General features: G+C 64.5%; 18 protein-coding genes, 1 tRNA gene and 1 pseudogene. 7 read left to right on the top strand and 13 right to left on the bottom strand.

All coding sequences use genetic code 11. The features are described 5' to 3' along the window. Positions 1-2: 2 nt before the first annotated feature. Entirely contained in the window at positions 3-1,286 is a 1,284-nt protein-coding gene (locus PWP93_RS03765) for an alkaline phosphatase family protein (protein ID WP_421043508.1), read from the bottom strand. 352 nt (positions 1,287-1,638) lie between these two features. On the opposite strand from PWP93_RS03765, the gene PWP93_RS03760 reads away from it, so the two are divergent. Continuing rightward, positions 1,639-3,180, top strand: a complete 1,542-nt coding sequence (locus PWP93_RS03760) for an NYN domain-containing protein (RefSeq protein WP_421043507.1) — start codon at positions 1,639-1,641, stop codon at positions 3,178-3,180. A gap of 250 nt (positions 3,181-3,430) precedes the next feature. Here the strand turns inward: PWP93_RS03760 and PWP93_RS03755 are convergent. From PWP93_RS03755 to PWP93_RS03720, 8 genes and pseudogenes are all read right to left on the bottom strand, one after another. Beyond that, a pseudogene (locus PWP93_RS03755) lies at positions 3,431-3,721 on the bottom strand (hypothetical protein); the annotation flags it as partial. Between the two features lie 38 nt (positions 3,722-3,759). After that, entirely contained in the window at positions 3,760-3,903 is a 144-nt protein-coding gene (locus PWP93_RS03750) for a hypothetical protein (RefSeq protein ID WP_421043506.1), read from the bottom strand. A gap of 37 nt (positions 3,904-3,940) precedes the next feature. Next, a complete protein-coding gene (locus PWP93_RS03745; RefSeq protein WP_421043505.1) occupies positions 3,941-4,540 on the bottom strand; it encodes a LutC/YkgG family protein in 600 nt (199 codons plus the stop codon). Beyond that, positions 4,527-5,960 carry a lactate utilization protein B gene (locus PWP93_RS03740; RefSeq protein ID WP_421043504.1) on the bottom strand — a complete coding sequence of 478 codons (1,434 nt, stop codon included), beginning with the start codon at positions 5,958-5,960 and terminating at the stop codon, positions 4,527-4,529. The genes PWP93_RS03745 and PWP93_RS03740 overlap by 14 nt, the downstream gene beginning before the upstream one ends. Beyond that, positions 5,957-6,700, bottom strand: coding sequence for a (Fe-S)-binding protein (locus tag PWP93_RS03735; RefSeq protein ID WP_421043503.1), 744 nt, complete (start codon positions 6,698-6,700; stop codon positions 5,957-5,959). The genes PWP93_RS03740 and PWP93_RS03735 overlap by 4 nt, the downstream gene beginning before the upstream one ends. Before the next feature lie 81 nt (positions 6,701-6,781). Further along, complete coding sequence (locus tag PWP93_RS03730) at positions 6,782-8,005, bottom strand: porin (RefSeq protein WP_421043502.1); 1,224 nt, start codon at positions 8,003-8,005, stop codon at positions 6,782-6,784. 53 nt (positions 8,006-8,058) lie between these two features. Continuing rightward, positions 8,059-9,528: an APC family permease gene (locus PWP93_RS03725; protein ID WP_421043501.1), complete on the bottom strand. Its 1,470-nt coding sequence runs from the start codon at positions 9,526-9,528 to the stop codon at positions 8,059-8,061. Positions 9,529-9,913: 385 nt separating this feature from the next. Next, positions 9,914-10,915, bottom strand: a complete 1,002-nt coding sequence (locus PWP93_RS03720) for an AraC family transcriptional regulator (RefSeq protein ID WP_421043500.1) — start codon at positions 10,913-10,915, stop codon at positions 9,914-9,916. Between the two features lie 238 nt (positions 10,916-11,153). Between PWP93_RS03720 and PWP93_RS03715 the strand changes: the two genes are divergently transcribed. From PWP93_RS03715 to crcB, 4 genes are all read left to right on the top strand, one after another. Further along, positions 11,154-13,151 carry a primary-amine oxidase gene (locus tag PWP93_RS03715; RefSeq protein WP_421043499.1) on the top strand — a complete coding sequence of 666 codons (1,998 nt, stop codon included), beginning with the start codon at positions 11,154-11,156 and terminating at the stop codon, positions 13,149-13,151. Positions 13,152-13,171: 20 nt separating this feature from the next. Continuing rightward, positions 13,172-14,221 carry a hypothetical protein gene (locus tag PWP93_RS03710; RefSeq protein WP_421043498.1) on the top strand — a complete coding sequence of 350 codons (1,050 nt, stop codon included), beginning with the start codon at positions 13,172-13,174 and terminating at the stop codon, positions 14,219-14,221. A gap of 33 nt (positions 14,222-14,254) precedes the next feature. After that, the gene (gene styD, locus PWP93_RS03705; protein WP_421043497.1) at positions 14,255-15,733 is read left to right on the top strand and encodes a phenylacetaldehyde dehydrogenase StyD; all 1,479 of its coding nucleotides are present in this window, start codon (positions 14,255-14,257) and stop codon (positions 15,731-15,733) included. Positions 15,734-15,914: 181 nt separating this feature from the next. Continuing rightward, positions 15,915-16,295 (top strand): fluoride efflux transporter CrcB, encoded by a 381-nt coding sequence (gene crcB / locus PWP93_RS03700; RefSeq protein WP_421043496.1) that lies wholly within the window; start codon positions 15,915-15,917, stop codon positions 16,293-16,295. Positions 16,296-16,306: 11 nt separating this feature from the next. Here the strand turns inward: crcB and cfa are convergent, their stop codons facing one another. Then, on the bottom strand, positions 16,307-17,545 hold the full coding sequence (gene cfa, locus PWP93_RS03695; RefSeq protein WP_421043495.1) for a cyclopropane fatty acyl phospholipid synthase: 1,239 nt from the start codon (positions 17,543-17,545) through the stop codon (positions 16,307-16,309). A 266-nt stretch (positions 17,546-17,811) separates the two neighbouring features. Between cfa and PWP93_RS03690 the strand changes: the two genes are divergently transcribed. Together PWP93_RS03690 and PWP93_RS03685 are read left to right on the top strand one after the other, a co-directional pair. Beyond that, on the top strand, positions 17,812-18,228 hold the full coding sequence (locus PWP93_RS03690) for an HIT family protein (RefSeq protein ID WP_421024299.1): 417 nt from the start codon (positions 17,812-17,814) through the stop codon (positions 18,226-18,228). 75 nt (positions 18,229-18,303) lie between these two features. Beyond that, positions 18,304-18,394: transfer RNA gene (locus PWP93_RS03685), tRNA-Ser, on the top strand. 98 nt (positions 18,395-18,492) lie between these two features. Here the strand turns inward: PWP93_RS03685 and PWP93_RS03680 are convergent. The 3 genes from PWP93_RS03680 to acs form a co-directional block, all read right to left on the bottom strand. Beyond that, positions 18,493-20,511, bottom strand: a complete 2,019-nt coding sequence (locus tag PWP93_RS03680; RefSeq protein ID WP_421043494.1) for a sodium:solute symporter family protein — start codon at positions 20,509-20,511, stop codon at positions 18,493-18,495. Further along, positions 20,508-20,813: a DUF4212 domain-containing protein gene (locus tag PWP93_RS03675; protein ID WP_421042308.1), complete on the bottom strand. Its 306-nt coding sequence runs from the start codon at positions 20,811-20,813 to the stop codon at positions 20,508-20,510. The genes PWP93_RS03680 and PWP93_RS03675 overlap by 4 nt, the downstream gene beginning before the upstream one ends. Before the next feature lie 163 nt (positions 20,814-20,976). Continuing rightward, a complete protein-coding gene (gene acs / locus PWP93_RS03670) occupies positions 20,977-22,959 on the bottom strand; it encodes an acetate--CoA ligase (protein ID WP_421043493.1) in 1,983 nt (660 codons plus the stop codon). Between the last annotated feature and the right edge of the window lie 175 nt (positions 22,960-23,134).

The following is a 23,134-nucleotide window of genomic DNA, read 5'->3' as shown; positions in this document are numbered from 1 at the left end:
GCTTACAGGTTCGTGAAGATATCGTTGCCGAACCCCGCAAGCCCTGCCTGCCCCGCATAGCCGAGATGGGCGAGGCCGAAGATGTCCTCGATGCTCTTGAGCATCGAATAATGGTTGTACGCCACTGTCGAGACCGTGCCCGGCTTGATGAACTTAGAGATCATCACCGCGCCGGTCTGGTCGCCGCCGAAGTTCGACTTCGTCATGACCAGCGAAATGTTGCCGAGCGACGACGGCAGCCCCGGAATCGCGCTGGCCGGCACCGAGCCATATGCCTCCGACTGCGGGAACGCGGCGAGGTTCGGCCCCGGCGCCTGGCTGCAACAGGTGCTGCCCGCGTAGGTGAGCGTCAGCGTGGCCGGGCTCTTGCTCGTGTCCAGCGTCTGGCTCGCGTAGCTGCTCTCGTCGAAATTGATGATCAGGAGTCCGTCCTGTTTGAACGCCGCCGACGAAGTAATAATGGGCACCCACTTTTCGAGGAACGCATTCGCACTCGTCAAGCCGCCGGGCTGGCCGTTCACGCACGGCGAGTCATGGCCGTCGTTGCACAGGTTCGGCGTGATGAAGTTGAAGTTGGCCGTGGTCGCGACCGACTGGAGGTCGGCCTGCAGCTTCTCCAGATTCACGACGTTCGTGCCGCAGTCGGGCGAATCGATGATCGAGTGAAAGTACGCGAACGGATTGTGGCGCGTCGCGTACTGGTCACCCAGCGGCACGGCCGCGCTCGGCGCCTGCGCGCGCTGCGTGAGGTCCACGGCGTTCAGCGGCGGGTGGCCGCAAGTGGCGGCTTCGCGCGACGGGTCATTGCCCATGTCCTCTTCGTAGCCCTTCCACGTGAAGCCGGCCGCCTTCAGCTGGTCGGGCAGCGTCTTGATGTTCGCCGGAAACACACAGCCCGTGCCGGTCGCCTGGCCATCGGAAGTCATCCCGGTCAGGTTGTAGTCCTCGTAAGTCGAGCAGTCGTTATCCGTTTGCGGCGTCGGCGCCTGGCCGCTCAGCATGGAGATGTAGTTGTCGAGGCTCACATGGCCCGTGCCGTGGTAGTTCTGCACGAGCGCTCCTTGCGAAGCCAGCGTCTGTGCCAGATAAGGCGCCTTCGTGCTGGAGCCGAAGGTGCTCGCGTAGTTCTCGTTCTCGAGCGTGATGATGAACACGTGACGAATCTGCTGCTGGCCGGTCACGGCGGGATGCGAGGAGCCGCAGGCGCTCACGAAGAGCGCAGTGCAAAGCGCGGCAAGGATGGACGCATAAAACGCCCAAAGCTTGCCGCTGAAACGTATAGCCATGGAAGTCCTCTGTTTTGTCGAGTTATTGTGGGATGCCGGGTCGGTTTTTATGGTCATGCGCTCCGCACCGTGCATGCGGGCCCTCCGGAGCCGCGCAAGGTCAGGCAGACTCTGTGACGAACGCATGAAAAGCGATGCTGATCGCCTGCTAAAAACCATGCATCGTCCATATGAACTATGGCCGCGCACATCGCGAGCTGACTTGTCCAGCACGTGCACGAAATGCACAGCTTGCGCACGCCGTGATGCTCGTAGACGCGGCACGCACCTGTGCGATGCCGGTGTTTTCGGTCCGCGCCGCGGCGAGGGGCTATCATGTGCGTTCGAACAGCAGATGGAACGAACGAATCACATGGCCTCCCCTCAGGAAAACGTCAGCATGGCGGTGTTCTGCGACTTCGAGAACGTCGCGCTCGGCGTGCGCGACGCGAAGATCGACCGTTTCGATATCAAGCCCGTGCTCGAGCGGCTCCTGCTCAAAGGCAGCATCGTCGTGAAGAAGGCCTATTGCGACTGGGACCGCTACAAGGGCTTCAAGGCGTCGATGCACGAGGCGAGCTTCGAGCTCATCGAAATTCCGCACGTGCGCCAGTCGGGCAAGAATTCCGCCGATATCCGCCTCGTCGTGGACGCGCTCGATCTCTGCTATACGAAGTCGCACGTGGACACCTTCGTGATCGTGAGCGGCGACTCCGACTTTTCGCCGCTCGTCTCGAAGCTGCGCGAGAACGCCAAGAAGGTGATCGGCGTGGGCGTGAAGCATTCCACCTCCGACCTGCTCGTCGCGAACTGCGATGAGTTCATCTTCTACGACGACCTGGTGCGCGAGCTCGCGCGCGAGCAAAAGGAGCGCGCCAAGGCGCGCGGCGAAAGCGGCGCGAACGCGAAGCGCCAGTCCGGCGACGAGCGGCGCAACGCTGCCGAAAGCGCGGACGAGCGCGGCGAGGAACGCGGCGAAGAGCGCAAGTCCAAGGCCATCACGCTGGTGGTCGAGACGCTCGACGCGCTCGGCTATGAGCGTGGCGACAGCGGCAAGATCTGGGCATCGGTGCTCAAGAGCGCGATCAAGCGGCGCCGCCCCGACTTCAACGAGGCGCGCTACGGCTTCCGCGCGTTCGGCAACCTGCTCGAAGAAGCGCAGGCGCGCGGCCTGCTGGAAGTGGGCCGCGACGAGAAGTCCGGCACCTATGTGACGCGCACGAGCCAGCCGGCGAGCGCCGCGCCCGCGAGCCCGGCGGAAGAGGCAGCGCCGCGCGCGGAGCGTGCGGAGCGCGGAGAACGCGCGGAAGATTCGACGCGCTCGCGCCGCAAGGGCCGGCGCGGCGGGCGCGGCGCGGCGGCTGCCGGCGAGAACGGCCACGAGCAGGCACGCGAGGCGAGCGAAAGCGGCGAAACGCATGAAGCGCAGGAAACGGCCGAAGCGCGTGTCTCGTTCGAATTCGAGCAAACGCGCGAGTCCGAGGCCAGCGCGGCGATGTCGAACGGCGACCTCTTCACCGAGACCGCCTCGGCGCAATCGCGCGAGGTGCATGCACCGGCTCGCGACGAAGCGCACCACGCGGGCAACATGCCGCGCTTCGGGCAGCCGCAGCACGGCGCGCACGAGCACGCGCACGCGGCGGCCAATGCACCCGCCGCCGGGGAGCACCCGGCATCCGAAGCGCCCGAGGCACCGCGGCGCGCGCGCAAGACCGCATCGCGCAAGAGCACTGGCCGCAAGAAGACTTCCGGACCCGCTGCGCAAGAGGCCCACGCCGAGCCGCCGCGCGACGTGACGGAATCTCCCGCGCCCGAAGCGAGCGCCAACGCCGAACCGGCCGGCAAAAAAGCCAAAGCGCCGAAGAAGTCCCCGGCGCGCGCCCGCCGCCCGCGCAAGACGGCGGAAGAAAGCTGATCGCCGCGACCTGAACGGCAAGGCCGCGTAGCAAGCGGTGTCAGTCGCCGCCGAACGGGTTCGCCGGGCGCTTGCGCGGTGGCGGCTCGCTGGCGCCGTCCTTCGGCGACGAAGGGCCGCCGAACGGATCGGCACTCGCCTTCGAAGTCCCCGCCGGCTGCGCCCCGGCAACCGGATTCGCTGCCGGCGCGGGTCCGGGGTTGCCCGATGTGTCGGCGAACGGATCGACTTTCGCCGGCGCATGCGTGCCGCCGAACGGATCGCCTGCTGGAGCGCGCGTGGCCTCGCTCTCCTCCCCCTCTTGCGCAGCAAGGTTGTACTCCGCCTGCATCTGCGCGAGCACGCCGGCGATGCTCGCCTCGAACCCCGCCGCGTTGCCGAAATTGCGCATCGCCCAGTTGCAGCCCGTGCGGTCGGGCGTCTGTGGCTGCGGTCGCGGCACGCCGATCTTCACGCCATCGTCGACGACTTCCTGGAGCCGGTGGATCCGGCGCTTCACTTCTTCCTGCAGCCGCGATGCGTTGAGAGTCTTGCGCAACATCGGCACCTCCTTTTCCATGCTCGAACCGGTGAGCGAGTCTAGCGCATGGCACGGCCGCCGAGCGCGAAACCCCTGGCAGCAAGCAGCACCGATTCGGACAGCGCGAAGTGCAGGCTCACCGCCTGCGCCACGGCGATGCTCGCCAGCAGGAAGCCGCTCAGCAATAGAACGTGGACGATCATTGCCGATCGCTTGAGTCAGGCACGAGCCAGGCATGAGTCACGCGCAAGCGTCGTGCGCCGCGAGCCATACCAGCGTCAGCGACCTCACCCCTTGCGCGCCTCGAATCAGCACGCCCTCGATATCGGCCGTGGCGGACGGCCCAGTCACCAGCACCGCATAACGCGCGCTGCGAAAATCGTCGCGCCGGTAGGCATCCTGAAGGCCGGCCACGAGCGCGCCGGGATCGAGCAGCACGTAGAGATGTTGCACGAGATAGCCGAGCGCGTTCACCCCGTATTCGCGCTCGGAGAGCCACACCGAGCCCGTTTCGGCAACGCCGAAGCGCGCGCGCACGACGCCCACCTCCACGTTCTCGAGCGACTCGGGCGGCGTGGCCGGTTCGAGCGCACGCGTGCCCTGCACCTCGGGCGCCGCCGACGCGATCGACACCTGCGCGCCGAAACGCTCGCGTATCAGCGCGAGCACGGCCTCGCCCGAATCGGCCTGTGCCTCGCTGCCACCCATCAGCGCGAGCGCTGCGCCAAAGCGCGCGCGCAATTCGCCGGGCGGCGCGTCGAACAACGGCACCTCGGGCAGGTCCTGGGCCTCGGGCTGCGCCGCGCGCACGCGGGCGAGGAACGCTTCACGGCTCGCCATCGTCGCCTCCGTCGTTGCCTTTAGAGCCCTTGCGATGCTTGCGATACCAGGCATGAAAGGTCGTGGACGGAGCCTGCGGCAGCGTGCGTTGCCGGCCCCAGATATTGAGCGGGTTGTAGAGCACAAAATTGGGCAAGAGCCGCAGCGCGCCGTCGAGCGACGACACGGCCGCGCGATACATCGTCGGACTTCCCAGCAACCGCCCCGCCATCTTGAGCACTTCCTGTTTCACGAACGGCACCTCGTGCTGCGCGGCGATCACCGTGCGCCACTGGTAGATCTGCTCGTGAATGTTGATCTTCACGGGGCACACGTTGGTGCAACTGCCGTTGAGGGTGGACGCGAACGGCAACGCGCTAAAGCGCTTCAAGTCGAAGGTCGGGTTGATGATCGCGCCAATCGGCCCCGCATAGGTGCTGCCATATGAGAGACCGCCGCTGCGCCGATAAACCGGACAGGTATTCATGCACGCGCCGCAGCGGATGCATTTGAGCGAGTACCAGAAGTCGGGCATCGCGAGCCGTGCGCTGCGGCCGTTGTCGACGAGGATGAAGTGCATCTCGGCGCCCTCGCGGGGCGCGCGGAAATGCGAGGTGTATTGCGTGATCGGCGAGCCCAGCGCGCTGCGCGAAAGCATGCGGATAAACACACCGAGATCGGACATGCGCGGAATCAGCTTCTCGATGCCCATCGAAACGATATGCAGCGGCGGCACGTTGGCCGAGAGATCGGCGTTGCCCTCGTTCGTGCAGACCACCACCGTGCCGGTTTCGGCCACCGCGAAATTGCAGCCCGTCATGCCCGCGGTCTTCCCGCGCACGAACCACGGGCGCGTGTTCATGCGCTGGCTCTCGGCAAGATAGTGGATGTCGTTGTTCGATGCATCGGTGCCGATCGTGCGGCCGAACACCTGGGCCACGTCATCGCGCAGCTTGTGTACGGCGGGCACGACGATATGGCTCGGCGGCTGGCCGTCGAGTTGCTGGATGCGCTCGCCAAGATCGGTTTCCATCACGGCGATGCCACGCTGTTCGAGGTACGGGCGCATCTCGCACTCGTCCGTGAGCATCGACTTGCTCTTCACGAGCGCGGTCATGCCGCGCTCGCTCAGGATGCGAAAGACCGTCTCGTTGTGCTCGCCCGCGGTATCGGCCCAGTGCACCTGCACGCCGTTCGCCTCGGCGGTGCGCGAGAACTGGTCGAGATAGTCGGCCAGATGCGAAAGCGTGTGCGCCTTGATGGCCGACGCGAGTTCGCGCAGCGCCTCCCATTCGGGAATGGCATGCGCCTGCGCGTCGCGCTTCGTGCGCAAGTCCCAGAGACGCTTGTCGTGGAAATCCACGTGTTCGGGTCGCGCGAGAAATGCGCCGGCGAGCTTCGCGTGCTCGACCCGCTTCGGGCGATCGTTCGGGGCGCTCATTCGCGTGCTCCGTTGAGCACCTGGGCAATATGAATGAAGCGCACATCGGACTGCATGCGCTGCGCACAGCCCTGCTGATGCATGAGACACGACATGTCGCCCGAGACAATGTATTGCGCGCCCGCGCTCACGTGGTCGATGACCTTGTCCTGGCCCATGCGTACCGACACCGCTTCCTCGGTCACGGCAAACGTGCCGCCGAAGCCGCAGCATTCGTCGGGCCGCTGGGGCTGTACGAACTCGATGCCCTTCACGCCCTGCAGCAACGCGAGCGGCTTCGAAAAGGGCTTGCCCGCCACCTCGGAAATAGACGCCTCGTGCAGATGGCGCAGCGCGCTGCAGCTGTTGTGCAGGCCCACGCGCCAGGGGAACTCGGCCCACGGGAATTCGCGCACGCGCAGCACGTCGTGCAGGAACTCCACGAGTTCGAAGGTGTTCGTGCGCACGCGCCGCACCGGATCGGTTTGCTCGATGGCGGTGAGATGATCGCGCACATGATTCACGCAGCTGGCCGAAGGCCCGACGATAAAGTCATATCCTTCGAAAGCGCGTGCGAACACGCGCTCCGCGCCGGCCGCCTCGGCTTGCGCGCCGCTGTTGGCCATGGGCTGGCCGCAACAGGTCTGTTCAAGCGGATAGTCGACCTCGCAGCCCAGCCGCTCCAGCAATTCGAGCGTGGCGATGCCCACTTCGGGGTAGAACGCGTCGATGAAGCACGGGACAAAAAGGGCGACTTTCATGCGAGGGCTCGCGCGAGAAAGCGGATCGGCTCATTTTAGCGCCGATCGCCCTGCGCTTGCCCGCGAACCGCCCCCGCCTGCTCAAAAGTTATGGCGAATGCCCGCAATGACCGCCAATTGCTTGTCGGTGTCCGAATTCACCAGATTCGGAATCTGCGCCAGATTGCGCGTGCCGCCGCCGGCGGCATCGATACCGAGTCCCGCACCCGTTGACTTCTGGCCGATCACCACGGCATAGAGCGCCGTGCGCTTCGAGAGGCTGTACACCGTGCCCAGGTTGATCTGATGGATGCGCGTGGAGGAGCCCTCATCGGGATGCGCGTCGTTGAAGATATAGGCAAAGCCGAATTGCAGCGCGGGCGAGACTTGCCACGTCGTGTTGAGTTCGGCAATATCGAACGCGATGTCCGCGCCTTGTGGCTGCGCCGTGCTCGCGAAATACTGGCTCTGAGAAAGCCGCGTATGCGTGTAGCTCAGTGCGAGCGTCACCGTATCGAGCGCATACGAACCGCCTGCGCCGTAGATGTCGATCTTCTGCGCATTGTGCAGTTCGCAATACGAAGCGTCGGCATTCGCGCAACTGAAATCGCCAATATATCCGACCTCCCCACCCAACGCCGCCTGGAGTGGATTGCGCAGTTGCAGATAGCCTGCGGATAGCGAAAGCGGTCCACGCGTGTAGTTTGCGGCGAGCGACCAGCCGCGGTTCTGCGAGAAGTTGCCCGCCACGCCGCCAAAGCTGAACAGACCGCCCACGGTCAGGCCGCCGAAGCTCGGGCTCACGTACTTGATCGAATTGTTGAAGTTGAACGCTTCGTTGAGATTGTCGACATCGCCGAAGTGCGAGCCGTAAAGCGTCGCCCAGTTGTTGCTCGATGCATAGACGCCCATGTTGTCGGAGAACGGATCGTACTGGCGTCCCAGCGTGAGCGTGCCATAGTTCGCGTTCGCTACGCCTGCCCAGGCGTTGCGGTTAAAGAGCGTGCCGCCCTGCAGCAACGCGCCGTTCTGCGTAAAGACGCTGTTTTCCAGCGTGAAGTTCGCCGTGCTGCCGCCGCCGATGTCTTCGCTGCCGGTCAGCCCCCAGCGCGACGGCACGAGGTTGCCGCCGCCCAGTTGCCAGTTCGAATGCCCTTCGGTGCTGCCATCCGCACGCGTGGTCTGCTGATTCGTCGAATAGACGAGGCCGGCGTCCACCGTGCCGAAAAGTGTGACAGAGGACTGGGCGCAAGCGCCGTGCATAAAGGTGGCTAGAGCGCACGACGCCAGCGTCAGCGCCGTACGCTTGACGAGTGGGTTTTCCATATCGATGTTTTTGGGGTTTGAGGGGGGAGTGAACGCGCCGCGCGCGCCGGGTGCTATTGGCCGAAGCGCGCGTAGATGTCGGGCCGTATGCGCTTGAGCACGAAGCCGAGCACAATGCCGAACAGCGCGACCGCGAACACGATCCACGGGAACGCCCGCACGATGGGACTATCGGAGCCGGAAAGCGCGTCGAGGTTGCCGGTCAGCACGAAGCCGATCCATAGCAGGCCCATCCCGCCCAGTATCGGTGCGACGAACGCGTGCCACAGCCGCGTGTCTTTTTTCGTGACGCGAAAAAATACGACCACCGAGAAACTCGTCACGGCTTGCAGCATCACGATGCCGATGGTGCCGAGCGCCGACGTACAACTGAACACGGTATTGAACGGATCCGCGCCTGCGAGCACATAGAGTCCCATCGGCAACGCCACCGTAAGCGTTTGCAGATAGCTCGCGCGATACGGCGAGCCGTATTTCGCATGCAGGCGGTCGAGCTTCGCGGGCAGTATTCCCTCGACCGAAAGCGCGTGAATGTAACGCACGATCGTGTTGTGAAACGAGAGCAGGCTCGCGAAGATGCTGGAGAGCAGAAGCACGCTCATCGCGGTGGTCATGGCGCCGCCCAGGTACTTGGTGGACTGGATGAACCAGAAGTCTCCGGGCTGCTTCGTCGCGGCCTCGACCACGTCCTTCAGGCCCCAGGCGCACACGATGGCCCACGTAACGAACGCGAAGAACACGAGAATCAGCGTGACCGACACATAGGTCGCGCGCGGCACCGTAACCTTCGGATCGCGGCACTCCTTGCCGTAAATCGCCGTGGCCTCGAAGCCGATAAACGACGCCAACGCGAACATCACGGCAATGCCCATGTGGCCGCTGAACACCTGCTTCGGTGCGAACGGCGCGAGCGTGAGGCCACTCGGGCCGCCATGGTGAATCACGATGGCGATCGAAAGCACGAGCAGGATGCCCATTTCGAGGCACATCAGCACGCCGAGCAGGCGGCTGTTCAGGTCGATGCCGCGCAGGCCCGTCACCTGCACGACGGCGATGCATGCGAACGAATACGCGTACCACGGCATCGCACTATGCAGGAGCGGCCCAAGCACGACTGTGCAGAAGAATCCGAACAGCCCATACAGCGCGATCTGGATGCAGGTGTACGAAAGCAGCGCGACGAGCGCGCCCGCCATGCCGAGCGGCCGGCCGAAGCCTGCCGTAATGTAGGCGTAGAACGCGCCGGCGCGCACGATATGCCGGCTCATCGAAGCGAAGCCTACGCTAAAAACGAGCAGCACCGCGCCCGCGATCACAAAGGCGCCAGGAATGCCCGCGCCATTGCCGAGGCTGATGGCGGGCGGCACCGCGCCAAGCATGCCGGTGAGCGGTGCAGCCGCGGAGATCACGAGAAACACGATCTGCCACAAGCCGAGCAGACTGCGCGGCGCGGCGGCGGCATCGTCTGCCATGGCGCTGCCCACGAGCCCGGATGGCGCGACGGGTATTTGCGGTTCGTTCATCGTTGCCTCTGCTGGTGTCATTTTGAATTGCGCCCCGCGACACGATGAAGAACCGCGTCCGCCTGGCGCTCGTGAAAGCGAATCCCGCGTGGTCTATTGCGTGGTCTATTGCGAGATTCGATACGAGCGCATGGTAGGCGGTTAAAAATTCCCGCGATCTGACTGACCGCGCCAAATATTCGATAAATTGCGCCAACCCGTCTGGGGGTTTTTACCTAACGTGTTTGCCGCTCAATCGCACCCTGCTCGGGGCTGGCTGCCGATGAAACAATTGATATGGATGACGAATCAATTCTCACAGACTTTCTTCAAGCACATTTCTTTCCGAAAACCATCAGCAACATTACATTTTCAAATCGAAGCGCCTTTATCCATGCAAACCGGTCTACTCCGACCGCCCCCAGTTACGCGTCGCGCGCCATAGCACTGTGGCATCGGCATAGCCCACCGCGCGCGCAACGGCGGCGTTGGTCATGCCCTCCTGCTCGCGCAGCACTGCCACGCTGCGCTGGCGCTCCTCGCGAATGATCTCGCGCACGGAAGTGCCCGCCTCGTTCAGATGGCGCTGCAGCGAACGGTTCGACAGCCCGAGATCCCGCGCAATATCGGCAACCACGAGTTTTTCGCGTGCGAGCCGCCGCGTGACCAGATCTCGTACCTGATCGACGAGATCGTGCGGCACCGTATCGCGCGAAATAAGATCGGTCGCGTGGCGCTCCATCATGCGCGCCAGTTGCGTGTCGGCGCTCTTGAGCGGCGCGTCGAGATCGTGCGGATGCATCACCACACCACTCGCTGGCTGCTGGAAACGCACCGGCACGCGGAAAATACGCATATAGGGTTTGAGATCCGCGGGCGCGGCATGCTCGAAATGGATCTCGACCGGCGCCCACGTCGCGCCGCGCACGAGACGAATCATGTGGCACATCGCGCTTACGCTGTATTCGGCGTCCTGGCGGCGCGGCCAGATCTGGGCCTGCGCAATGCGATAGCTCCACATGGGCCATGCGTTATCGCGCACCAGATCGACGAAGGTACCGCTCTGCCATGAACCGAGTGCATCCGTGAACTTGCGGATGGCCGCGCCCAGCGTGGGCGACGACATGAACACGAGCCCGGCGGGTCCAAGTTCGGTGAGCTGCAATTCGTTGCCAAGACGCAGGCCGAGCCACGGTTCATCGAGCACTTGCGCTGCACGCTCGAAGGCACCGACATAACGCCCGAGCGGCAGGATTTCATAAGGGTCCGAAAGTTGCCTGCGGCTCAGGCCGAACTCGGCCAGCAATGCATCGCAGTCGGCGCCTGCTGCATCGAGCGCGCGCATGATCGGACCCATCACGGCACCGCGAATCATCGGATACCCGTTGCTGACAGGCCCTGATTTCATGTCTCTCTCCGTTCACCCAATGATGCGCATAAGCGTACGCACCCGGGTTTGTTCGCTCTGTCTTTGGCGCACTCTATCGTCCCTTTGGCGCGGTTTGCAAGCGCGAAAAAAATATGGCGTTTCTACGATGACGTCACGACATCGCCATTGCGGCAATGCCTTCCGCCCCCCAAAAACGGGGCCTGCCCGCCGCGCTTCCCGCGCTGTTACGGTCCAACGCCATTCTTACGAAATGCTTATGAACACGACTCCGAACTCGCATCCGCTCGATCCGCTGAGCCTTATCGAAATGCAGCTCGCCTGTGACATTGTGAAGGCCGCCGAACAGCTCGACGAACACGCGCGCTTTCCCGTCACCGAGTTGCAAGAGCCGCCCAAGGCCGAAGTGCTCGCGTACCGGCCCGGCAGCTACTATTCGCGCCGTGCGTTCACGATCGCCATCGATCGCACGCGCAACCAGACACTGGAACTGGTGGTCGATCTGCGCGAAAAGAAAGTGGAATCGCGCAAGGCGCTCGCACTGCACCGCGCGCCGTTCGGCCAGCCGCCCGTGATGATCGAAGATTTCATGAACGCCGAGCGCATCGTGAAGGAAGACCTCGCGTGGCGCGAGGCCGTCAAGAAGCGCGGCCTCACAGAAGACGATCTCGCGCGCGTGCAGGTCGATCCGTTCTCGGCAGGCGCCTTCGATCGCCCGAACGAAGGTGGCCGCCGTCTCGTGCGCTGCGTGAGCTACTACCGCGAAAACGTCACCGACAACGGCTACGCGCACCCGATCGAAGGCGTAGTGGCCGTGGTGGACCTGCTCGAGCAGAAAGTGATCGAGCTCGTGGACGACGGCCGCATCATTCCCATCCCGCGCGCGAAGCACAACTACGACACGCCAAGCATCGGCAAGCCTCGCGACACCGTCAAACCGCTTTCGATCAGCCAACCCGAAGGACCCAGCTTTGCGATCGACGGCTGGCAGGTCAGTTGGCAAAACTGGACGTTCCGCGTGGGCTTCACGCCGCGCGAAGGCCTGGTGCTGCACCAGATCGCCTGGGACGACGGCAAGAGCGCGCCGCGCCCCATTGTCTACCGCGCGAGCGTGACGGAAATGTGCGTGCCCTACTCCGATCCCACCACGAACCACTACTGGAAAAGCGCCTTCGATGCGGGCGAGTATGGCCTCGGCAAACTGGCGAACCAGCTCGAGCTCGGTTGTGACTGCCTCGGCACGATCCGCTACTTCGACATTCCGTCCGCCGACGATTTCGGCAATAGCTTCACGATGAAAAACGCGGTATGCCTGCACGAAGAGGATTACGGCACGCTCTGGAAACACTACGAATTCCGCACCGGCGTGTTCGAGATGCGCCGCTCGCGCCGTCTCGTGATTTCGTTCTTTGCGACGGTGGGCAATTACGACTACGGCTTCTACTGGTACTTCTATCAAGACGGCACGATCCAGCTCGAATGCAAGCTCACGGGCATCATTCAGACCTCGGCTGTCGCGGATGGCGACACGTATCCGTGGGGCGGCATGGTCACCGAGAACCTCGGCGGCCCGACGCATCAGCATTTTTTCAATGCGCGCCTGCACATGATGGTGGACGGCGAGAAGAATTCCGTGACCGAGCACGAGTTCGTGCCGCGTCCGATGGGTGCGCAGAACCCCTACGGCAACGTCTTCGATACCACGAAGCGCGTGCTCAAGACCGAGCAGGAAGCCGCGCGCAACGCCAACGGCCAAACCGGACGCTTCTGGAAAGTCGTGAATCCAAACGTGAAAAACCGCGTGGGCGCGAATCCTGGGTACAAGCTCATCATCAACGATTCTCCGCTGATGCTCGCCGACCCGAACTCGAAGGTGCGCCAGCGCGGCGGCTTCGCCACGCGTCATGTCTGGGTCACGCCATACGACACGACGCAACGCTACGCGAGCGGCGATTACCCCAATCAGCATGCGGGCGGCGACGGCCTGCCGCGCTATATCGAAGCGAACCGCAACGTGGAAAACGAAGACATCGTGCTGTGGCACAGTTTCGGCCACACGCATGTATGCAAGCCCGAGGACTTCCCGGTCATGCCCGTGGAGTACGCCGGCTTCATGCTCAAGCCGAACAACTTCTTCCACGGCAATCCGGCGATGGATCTGCCGGGCGGGCGCGACCCGCATAGCGTGCAGGACGGTGCACCCGATGCGGGCGCCGCGCCGTCGTGCTGTCACGGCAAAGCAGTAAGTTCGCGATGATGCCGCGCGCGCGCCGCTCCGTGACGCCGAAGATTCGGGATGCCCTCGCCGCCGCCTGGATTTGGTGCGCGGTGACGGGCGGCGCCTCGGCGCTCGCGGCGAGCGTCATGCTGGGTGCGATGCAAATTGGCCCGCATGCTGCCGCATTCGCAGGCGGCGCTGCGGCGCTCTTTGCCATGGTGTTGCTACCTGCGGCGCTCACGCGTTGCTTCGTCTCGCGGGCCACCGTGCCGGTGGCCACCTCGCTCATCCTCGTCATGGCGACGCTGGCGGCAGCGGCCGTGCGGGGGCGCACAGGCTTTTTGCCGATCGGCATGCCAGTCGCGCTTGCTTTGGCGGGTCCCGTGATGTTTGCGGCGGCATGGTCGAGCTTGCCGACGCGTCGCACGGAATCCGTCATGCCTCGCCGGCAAATTCATAGTACTGCGTGTCAACTCGTACAACGAGAGTTCACTGCGGCGCTGCAAGGCAGCGCTGCCCTGCTCATGCCCGCACTGCTGGCTGGGCTTTCCAGCGGCGTGCTCGCGCGCTTCCAGCTCTTCGCCGTGTGCGGCAGCGGACCTTTCTCGCTCGCGCAGTTGGCCGTTTCGCTTGGCGCTGCGGCGGGCCTGGGCCTGCTTGCGGAAAGTATCGACCACCTTTACGCATTGCTGGCGCTCTTCGCGTTGCGCAGCGCGTTGCTTGCCGCGCTCACACTCGATACGCTCGCACCGTGGGCCGTATTCGCTGCGCCAGCGTTCACCGTGCTCGACGCGCTCACGCTACCGACGCTCCTGCGCATCGGCCACGCGTCACAGGCCGGCTGCCCCGGCTTTGCGCACCACGCGGGCATGCTCGCGGGCGCTGCGTTGGCCACGACTTCCTGGGGTTTCGGCCCCGGCTTCCACACGCTCTTTCTCGCGGGCGCCACACTCAACATCGTGTGCGTATGCACACTCGCGGCGCGCCGCCAAAGGCGCAGGCCTCACGTTCACGCGCCGGATTCCGCACAGCTGTACTTGCACACGCAGTACTCATCCCGTTCCGCAGCGCACGCCCTTCCATCGGGCGGCGGAATCGACATTCGTTGACACCCAAGCACAGGACCCAATCGAGGAAACCCCATGGACCGCCAGGACTTCACGCACACGATCCGCACGCAGATGTTCGTCGACGGCCGCTTTTGCGCCAGCGGCGACAGCCGCACGTTCGCCGTTTTCAATCCGGCCACAGGCGCTGAAATCGCCCAGGTGCCGGACGCCGCCGATGCCGACATCGACGCGGCCGTCACCGCCGCGCGCCGCGCCTTCGAGGCCGGTCCGTGGCGCCGCCTGCCGCCCTCCGAACGCGAGCGCCTGCTCCTGAAGCTCGCCGACCTCGTCGAACGCAACGGCGACGAACTCGCCGCGCTGGAAACGCTCAACCAGGGCAAACTGCTCGGCTTCTCGAAGATGCTCGAAGTGGGCGGCAGCGTGCAATGGCTGCGCTATATGGCGGGCTGGGCCACCAAGATCGAAGGCAGCACCGTCGACCTTTCTCTCGCCTTCCCGCCCGGCGTGCGCTACAACGCCTCCACGCGGCGCGTGCCGGCGGGCGTGGTCGCCGCCATCGTTCCGTGGAATTTCCCTCTGCTGATGGCCGTGTGGAAAATCGCGCCCGCGCTCGCCTGCGGCTGCACCGTCGTGCTCAAGCCCGCCGAGGAAACGCCGCTCACGGCGATCCGCCTGGCCGAACTCGCGCACGAAGCAGGCTTTCCGGCGGGCGTGTTCAACGTCGTCACCGGCCGGGGCGAGACAGCGGGCGCGGCGCTCGTGCGTCATGCGGGCGTGGACAAAGTCACCTTTACGGGCTCCACCGAAGTGGGCCGCATCATCGGCAAGCAGTGCGCGAACGATCTCAAGCGCGTCTCGCTGGAGCTGGGCGGCAAGAGCCCGGTGATCGTGCTCGACGACTGCGACCTGCAACGCGCCGTCGAAGGCGCTGCGGGCGCGATCTTCTTCAACCACGGCCAGGTCTGCACCGCCGGCTCGCGCCTCTATGTGCCGCGCGCGCGCTTCGAGGAAATCGTCGAAGGCGTCGCGCAAGTGGCGCGCAACACCGTGCTCGGCTCGGGCTTCGACGCCGCCACCCAGATGGGGCCGCTCGTCTCCTCGCGCCATCGCGACAAGGTGGCCGGCATGATCGCGCAAGGCCGCGCGGAAGGCGCAGAGATCGTGGCAGGCGGCGGCAACGGCAATCGTGCAGGCTACTTCATCGAGCCCACCGTGATTGCGAACGCCGCCAACCAGCCGCTCACAGTGGTGCGCGAGGAAGTGTTCGGCCCGGTGCTCGTAGCAATGCCTTACGACGACGTGGAAGAAGCCATCGCTGCCGCCAACGCCTCCGAATATGGACTCGGCGCGAGCGTGTGGACCAACCAGCTCGATCGCGCGCTGCGCGTGGTGGATGCGGTGCAGGCCGGCACCGTCTGGGTCAACACGCACAACGCGGTGGATCCGGCGCTGCCCTTCGGCGGCTTCAAGGCCTCGGGCATCGGCCGCGAGCACGGCCGCGCCGTCATCGATGCCTACACCGAGACGAAGTCGGTCTGCATCGCGTATTGACGTGCAACGCCCGCACCAGCAACACCGTGCGGGCGAGCCGAACCGGGCGCGCCTTGCGGCGCTATCGCGGTGCTAAACTCCGGAGTCGAAAGCGCGACAATATCGCGTCCCGCAGCAGGCAACGACCGGCCAACTGGCCATCCAGTGTCGACGCCCCTTGCGCCTACAACGACTCCACACCATGTATCTCTCGATTCTCGCCGTCGGCCTTGGCGGCGCGCTCGGCTCGCTGCTGCGCTGGGTGCTCAGCCTGCGCCTGAACGCTGCTTTCCCCACGCTGCCGCTCGGCACGCTCGCATCCAACATCCTCGCGGGCTACATCATCGGCGTGGCGCTGGCCGTGTTCGCGCGCCTGCCTGATGTCTCGCCGCAGTGGCGCCTGTTCGTCATCACCGGCTGCATGGGCGGGCTGTCGACGTTCTCGAGTTTCTCCGCCGAAGTGGTCGCGCATCTGCAGCATGGCCGCCTCGGCTGGGCCGCGGGCGAAATCGCGATTCACGTGTGCGCGTCCGTGCTGATGACGATACTCGGCATCGCGACGGTCACCGCGGTGATGCGCTAGCGCGGCATGAATCAGGCTTGCGGCCGGCGATACCCGCCCAGCAGGCCGTGTTTCGAAAACACGTACTGCCAGAGCTGAATGTCACGCGCGCGAAACGCGCCCGCGCACGACAGCAGATAGTAGCGCCACATGCGGTAAAAACGGTGCCCCATTTCGGGCGCGAAACGCGGCCACGCAGCCTCGAAGTTCGCGTGCCACGCCATCAGCGTGCGGTCGTAATCGGCGCCGAAATTGTGCAGATCCTCGACGACGAAAAGCCCGCCCGAGGCATCCGCGATCTGGCCGATGGTGGGCAGTTCGCCGTTGGGGAAAATGTATTTGTCGACCCACGGATCGGGCGTGGTGTCGCGGCGGTTCTTGCCGATCGTGTGCAGCAAGAAGATGCCGTCGTCGACGAGGCAGCGATGCGCCACTTCCATATAGGTGCGGTAATTCTTGGGCCCGACGTGCTCGAACATGCCCACGCTCGCGATGCGATCGAATTTTTCGTCGAGCAGACGATAGTCCTGCAGACGGAATTCCACGGGCAGGCCTTCGCAGCGCTCGGCGCCCAGCGCGGCCTGCTCCTTCGAGATCGTGACACCCACGCAGGACACGCCGTAACGTTCGGCGGCAAACTTCATGAGGCTGCCCCAGCCGCAGCCGATGTCGAGCAGACGCATGCCCGGCTCGAGCCCGAGCTTTCTGCAAATCAAATCGAGCTTGGCTTCCTGCGCTTCGTCCAGCGTCCTCGCGCCGCCCGACCAGTAGCCGCAGGTGTAGGTCATGCGCTTGTCGAGCATGGCCTCATAAAACGCGTTGCCGATATCGTAGTGCTGCTGCCCCACCTTCCACGCGCGGCGCACCGTCTGGCGGTTCATGAGGCGCGCCTTGAGCGCGTGGAAAACCAGCCGGGCGGGATCGATCTGTTCGTCCAGATGCGCACGCAGCACGTGCGCGAAGAATTCGTCGAGCCGATCGCAATCCCACTGATCGTCCATGTACGCCTCACCCAAGCCGAGGTTGCCGAGCGCGACCACGCGCTCCAGCACCTGCGGATTGTGGATACGCATGTCCCACGGGCGCGTGCCGTTGAGCCTGATGTCGGCACGCGCAAGCAGTTCGGCGCCGAACCGGGAGGCCCCCGACGCGGTGACTTCACGGACGGGCTGCGGCGGCACGACGTGCTGCGCGGGCTGGACAGGCTGGGCCGGCCGGGTGGATTGGCTAGATTGAGCGGGTTGAGCTGCTTCGAGATCAGTCGTTGCCATACGTTCTCCGTGTAAACCGGAGTTGGCGCTTTGGCTATCGACCGGAATTGCTTTGGCAATGATTCCGGTCCCATGCAGAGCTCCTGACTCCGATCCCATGCAAGAGGGTGCTTTCAAGACATTTTTCTTCGTCGCGCACGCTGCGATACCTCTAATGATGCACCCACTTCAAAAAATCTGCAGTAACCCCGACGGACGGCCTGGCGTGGGCGATAATCGACGCTGCGGCACGCAAGCGCCGCGCCCGAGACACTACCGAGGAACCCATGGCTTACGACGACAACAACATCTTCGCGAAACTCCTGCGCGGCGAAATCCCCTCCATCAAGCTGTGCGAGAGCGACGCGGCGCTCGCGATCATGGATGTGATGCCGCAATCCGAGGGCCACGTGCTGGTGCTGCCGAAGGAGCCGGCCGAGGAGATTTACGAGCTCTCGCCCGAAGCGGTGGCCGCCTCGATGGCGATGGTGCAGAAAGTGGCCGCGGCCGTGCGCAAGTCGCTCGCGCCGGACGGGCTGATGATCGCCCAGTTCAACGGCGCGGCGGCGGGTCAGACTGTGCCGCACGTGCACTTTCACCTCATTCCGCGCCGCCGGGGGGAGGAACTGCGACTGCATGCGCGCGATATGGCGGACAAGGCTCAGCTTGAGGTGACGGCGGAGCGGATTCGCGCTGCGCTGTGAGGTGACTGGGTGGCGCGAAGTTTGCAGAGAGCCTCCCCCGCAACGCCCAGACTCTGCTATAATCCGACTCCCGCCGGAGAGATGGATGAGCGGTTTAAGTCGCACGCCTGGAAAGCGTGTATAGGTTAATAGCCTATCGGGGGTTCGAATCCCCCTCTCTCCGCCAGAATGATTTGGCAAAAAACCCCATAAAGTCAACGGCTTATGGGGTTTTTGCTTTTCAACTCAGGAATCCGCTATCGAAGCGTGCGGCTATGAAGCGGGTTAGGGATGCCGAATATAATCCACCAGCGCGACCGAATACTCATCCGGCTTCTTATCAACCAAACTCACGATGATGGTCGCCAGAAACCCCGCCGGTACCCCAAACACCCCCGAGCTAATCGGCTCGATCCCAAACCAGCGCGCCCCCTCGAACCCCGTGATCTGCGTAAAAAACGGATACGTCGAGACAATGTAATAGACGCACACCGCCAGCCCCGCCACCATCCCCGCCACCGCGCCCAGCCGTGTCGTGCGCTTCCAGAACACGCCCAGCACGAGCACCGGAAACAGGCTCGACGCCGCCAGCGAAAACGCCGCCCCCACCAGAAATAGAATATTTCCCGCATTGAGCGAAGCCACCCACGAAGCAAACAAGGCCACGCCCAGCAGCAGAATCTTCGACATGGTCACGCGCCGCTGGCTCGACGCATTCGGGTCCACCATGTGGTAGTACACATCGTGCGAGAGCACGTTCGAGATCGTGAGCAGCAGCCCATCCGCCGTGGAAAGCGCCGCCGCGAGCGCGCCCGAGGCCACGAGCCCCGACATCACATACGGCAGCCCCGCAATCTCCGGCGCGGCCAGCACCACCATATCCGGCTGCATCTGAATATCGCTCCAATGCACGATGCCGTCGCCGTTGATATCGGCAATGCCGATCATGGTCGGCTCCATGCGCCGCCATTGCATCACCCAATGCGGCAAATCGGCGAAATGCAGCCCCGTGAGGTGCGAAAGGATCTCGAACTTGATGAGCACCGCCAGCACCGGCACCGTCAAATAGAACAGCGCGACGAAGAACAGCGTCCATCCCACCGAGCGCCGCGCCGACGCCACCGATGTCGTCGTGTTGTAGCGCGTAAGAATGTGAGGCAGGCTCGCCGTGCCGAGCGAGAGGCACAGCAGCAGCGACAAAAAATTGCGTTCGTGAATGCGCCGCGCTTCGTCGCTATCGGCGGGAAACGGTTCATGCATCGGCACGGGGGGCGCGGCGCGCGCGAGCAGGTCATCGCGCTGCTGCGTCCACGCCACGCGTGCGGCTTCGGGGTCGCGCGGGAAACGCTCGATTTCGCGCTCGAGCGAATCGATCTCGCGCAGCGGGCCATTGTGGCGGCGCATGTTCGCGAGCGCATCGACGAGGCGCGTCTTCTCTTCCGTGTACGACTGCGGCAGCGCATCGAGCCGCGATTGCCAGAGCGCGGCTCGATGCGCGTACTCGTCGCGCACGTTGGTCTCCGCGCTGGTGTCGCGCACTTCGCGCTCGAGCGTCTCCACGCGCTGCATCACCTTGCCGTAATCGAATTGCGGCAGCCAGCCCAGGCCATTTCGATGCGCGATCAACGAGACCGGGATCAGCATCGCCGCGATCAGGATGATGTATTGCGCCACCTGGGTCCACGTGACCGCGCGCATGCCGCCCAGAAATGAGCACACGAGAATGCCGGCGAGCCCGCAAAAGATGCCAATGGCAAAGTCGACGCCGATGAAGCGCACCGCGATCAGCCCCACGCCCTGGATCTGCGCGACGAGATAGACGAACGAGCAGATGATGGTGGCCAGCACGGCGAGCGCGCGCACGAGGTTGCTGGAGAAGCGCGTGCCGAGGAAGTCCGCGATGGTATAGCGCGCGAGCTTGCGCACGTAGGGCGCGAGCAGGAATGCGACGAGGCAGTAGCCGCCCGTCCACCCCATCAGGTAAGCGAGGCCGTCGTAGCCGCTTGCGTAGAGCGAGCCCGCGAGGCCGATGAACGAGGCTGCCGAGAGCCAGTCCGCGGCCGTCGCCATGCCGTTGAAGAACGATGGCACTCGGCGTCCCGCGACGTAGTACTCGACGAGATCCGAGGTGCGCGAGAGCAGCCCGATGACGGCGTAGACCGCAATCGGCACGAACAGGAACACGTAGCCGATCCACATGCCGGGGCCGGTGGCAAGCTCGATGCGCCACATCACGAAGATGAAGCCGAGAAAGCCGAGCATATAGAGCGCGTAGGAGCGGATCAGCCGGTGCGCGAGCCTCATCGTTGCTGCGCCTGACTGGCCTCGCGAATGGCCGCATCGGCTTCACGCGCAGCCTGCAGTTCGCGGTCGGCGCGCTGCATCAGCACGATGTAGAGCGCCACGAGCCCGATATAAACGAGGATCGCCCCTTGCGCGCCGATATAAAACGGCAGGCTGAAGCCCGCGAAGCGCACGCTGTCGAGCGCGCGCGCGAACAGCGGCACGACGAACGACACCGCAAAGCCGATGCTCATGAGCACAACGATCAGCACGAGGTTCAAGCGCCAGTAGCGCCGATGCGCGAGCGCCATCGCCTCGCTCACCGGCGGCGGCTCGGGCAAGGCGTTGAGGTTGTTTTTTGGAGGAGTATCTGGCGCGGCCATGCGCTTGTGTAGCAAAAACGCGCGTGGCCGGCAATCGGGGACATCCGGCCTTGCCGGGATCGGATCGAGTGCATTAGCACCCGATCCGTCAATCAAGCAACGCTCAAAGCGCCTCGCCAAGCTGATCGAGAATCGCCGGGTTTTCCAGCGTGGAGACGTCCTGGGTGATCGCCTCGCCCTTCGCGAGCGAGCGCAGCAAACGCCGCATGATCTTGCCCGAGCGCGTCTTCGGCAGGTTCTCGCCGAAGCGGATGTCCTTCGGTTTCGCGATCGGCCCAATCTCCTTGCCCACCCACGCGCGCAGTTCGGCAGCGAGCTTCACCGCATCGTCGCCGTGCGGGCGCGCGGCCTTGAGCACCACGAACGCCACCACGGCTTCGCCGGTCGTGTCGTCGGGGCGCCCCACCACGGCGGCTTCGGCCACCAGCGGGTTCGCCACCAGCGCCGACTCGATCTCCATCGTGCCCAGGCGGTGGCCCGAGACGTTCAGCACGTCGTCGATGCGGCCCATGATCGTGAAGTAGCCGGTTTCCTTGTCGCGCACGCTGCCGTCGCCGGCCAGATACAGCTTGCCGCCGAGTTCCTCGGGGAAGTAGCCCGACCTGTAGCGCTCGGGCTGCCCCCACACGTTGCGGATCATCGCGGGCCACGGGCGCTTCACCACGAGAATGCCGCCCTGCCCGTTGGGCACGTCCTGGCCGGTTTCGTCGACGATCGCCGCCATGATGCCCGGCAGCGGCAGCGTGCACGAGCCCGGCACGAGCGGCGTGGCGCCCGGCAGCGGCGTGATCATGTGGCCGCCGGTTTCGGTTTGCCACCACGTGTCGACGATCGGGCAGCGCTTGCCGCCCACGTTCTCGTAGTACCACATCCATGCTTCGGGGTTGATCGGCTCGCCCACCGTGCCGAGGATGCGCAGCGATGTGAGGTCATAGCTCTTCGGGTGCACCTTCGCATCGGCTTCCGCGGACTTGATGAGCGAGCGGATGGCCGTGGGCGCGGTGTAGAACACGGTGACCTTGTGCTTCTGGATCATCTCCCAGAAGCGGCCCGCGTTCGGGTACGTGGGGATGCCCTCGAACATGACCTGCGTCGCACCGATCGTGAGCGGGCCGTAGGCGATATAGCTGTGGCCCGTGACCCAGCCGATGTCGGCCGTGCACCAGAACACGTCCGAGGGCTTGTGATCGAAGGTCCACTTCATCGTTTGCGCGGCCCACAGCAGATAGCCGCCGGTGCTGTGCTGCACGCCCTTGGGCTTGCCGGTCGAGCCCGAGGTATAGAGGATGAAGAGCGGATGCTCGGCGCTCACCGGCACCGGCGCGCAGGTCTCGCTCTCGACTTGCGAGAGCTCGTGCATCCAGTGGTCGCGGCCTTCAGTCCAGCCGACCTTGCCGCCCGTGCGCTTGTAGACGATCACGCTTTTCACGGCTTCGCAGCCGCCCATGGCGATGGCTTCGTCGGCGATGTTCTTCAGCGGCAGCGCCTTGCCGCCGCGCATCTGCTCGTCGGCGGTGATGAGCGCGACCGCGCCCACGTCCACCATGCGCTCGTTGAGCGACTTCGACGAGAAGCCGCCGAACACCACCGAGTGCGTCGCGCCGACGCGCGCGCAGGCCTGCATCGCCACCACGCCTTCAACCGACATCGGCATGTAAATGACCACGCGGTCGCCCTGCTTCACGCCGCGTTTTTTCAAGGCGTTGGCGAAGCGCGAGACGCGCGAGAGCAGGTCCTGGTAGGTCACGTTGGTGACGGTGCCGTCGTCGGCTTCGAAGATGATCGCGACGCGCCCGCCGTTGCCCGCTTCCACGTGGCGGTCGAGGCTGTTGTACGAGGCGTTGAGCTCGCCGTCCTCGAACCAGGTGTAGAACGGCGCCTTCGACTCGTCGAGCACCTTCGTGAAGGGCTTTTGCCACGTCAGCGTTTCGCGCGCGAGGCGCGCCCAGAAACCCTCGTAATCGCGTTCGGCTTCGGCGCACAAAGCCTTGTATGCGTGCATGCCGGACACCGTAGCGTCCGCCACCGTTTGCGCGGAGGGCGCAAACACGCGATGTTCCTGAAGAACCGATTCAATCGCAGACATCGACAACCCCTTGGTGAAGATGAAACGTCAAACTCGTGGACGCGCGCAGGATCTTCGATACCTGCCGCGCGCCGTCTCCTTGCGCCGCCACGCCATGGCTCCGATGTTCTGATGCACCGGCGTGAATGCGGCATTTTTCATTCCCGCGGCCGGGCTTCCCGGCACGCCTCGCGTT

The organism is Paraburkholderia sp. A1RI-2L (assembly GCF_048957375.1).
GTDB lineage: Bacteria > Pseudomonadota > Gammaproteobacteria > Burkholderiales > Burkholderiaceae > Paraburkholderia.
Note: the sequence above shows the minus strand (reverse complement) of the source record. Positions and strands in the feature narration are given on the sequence as shown.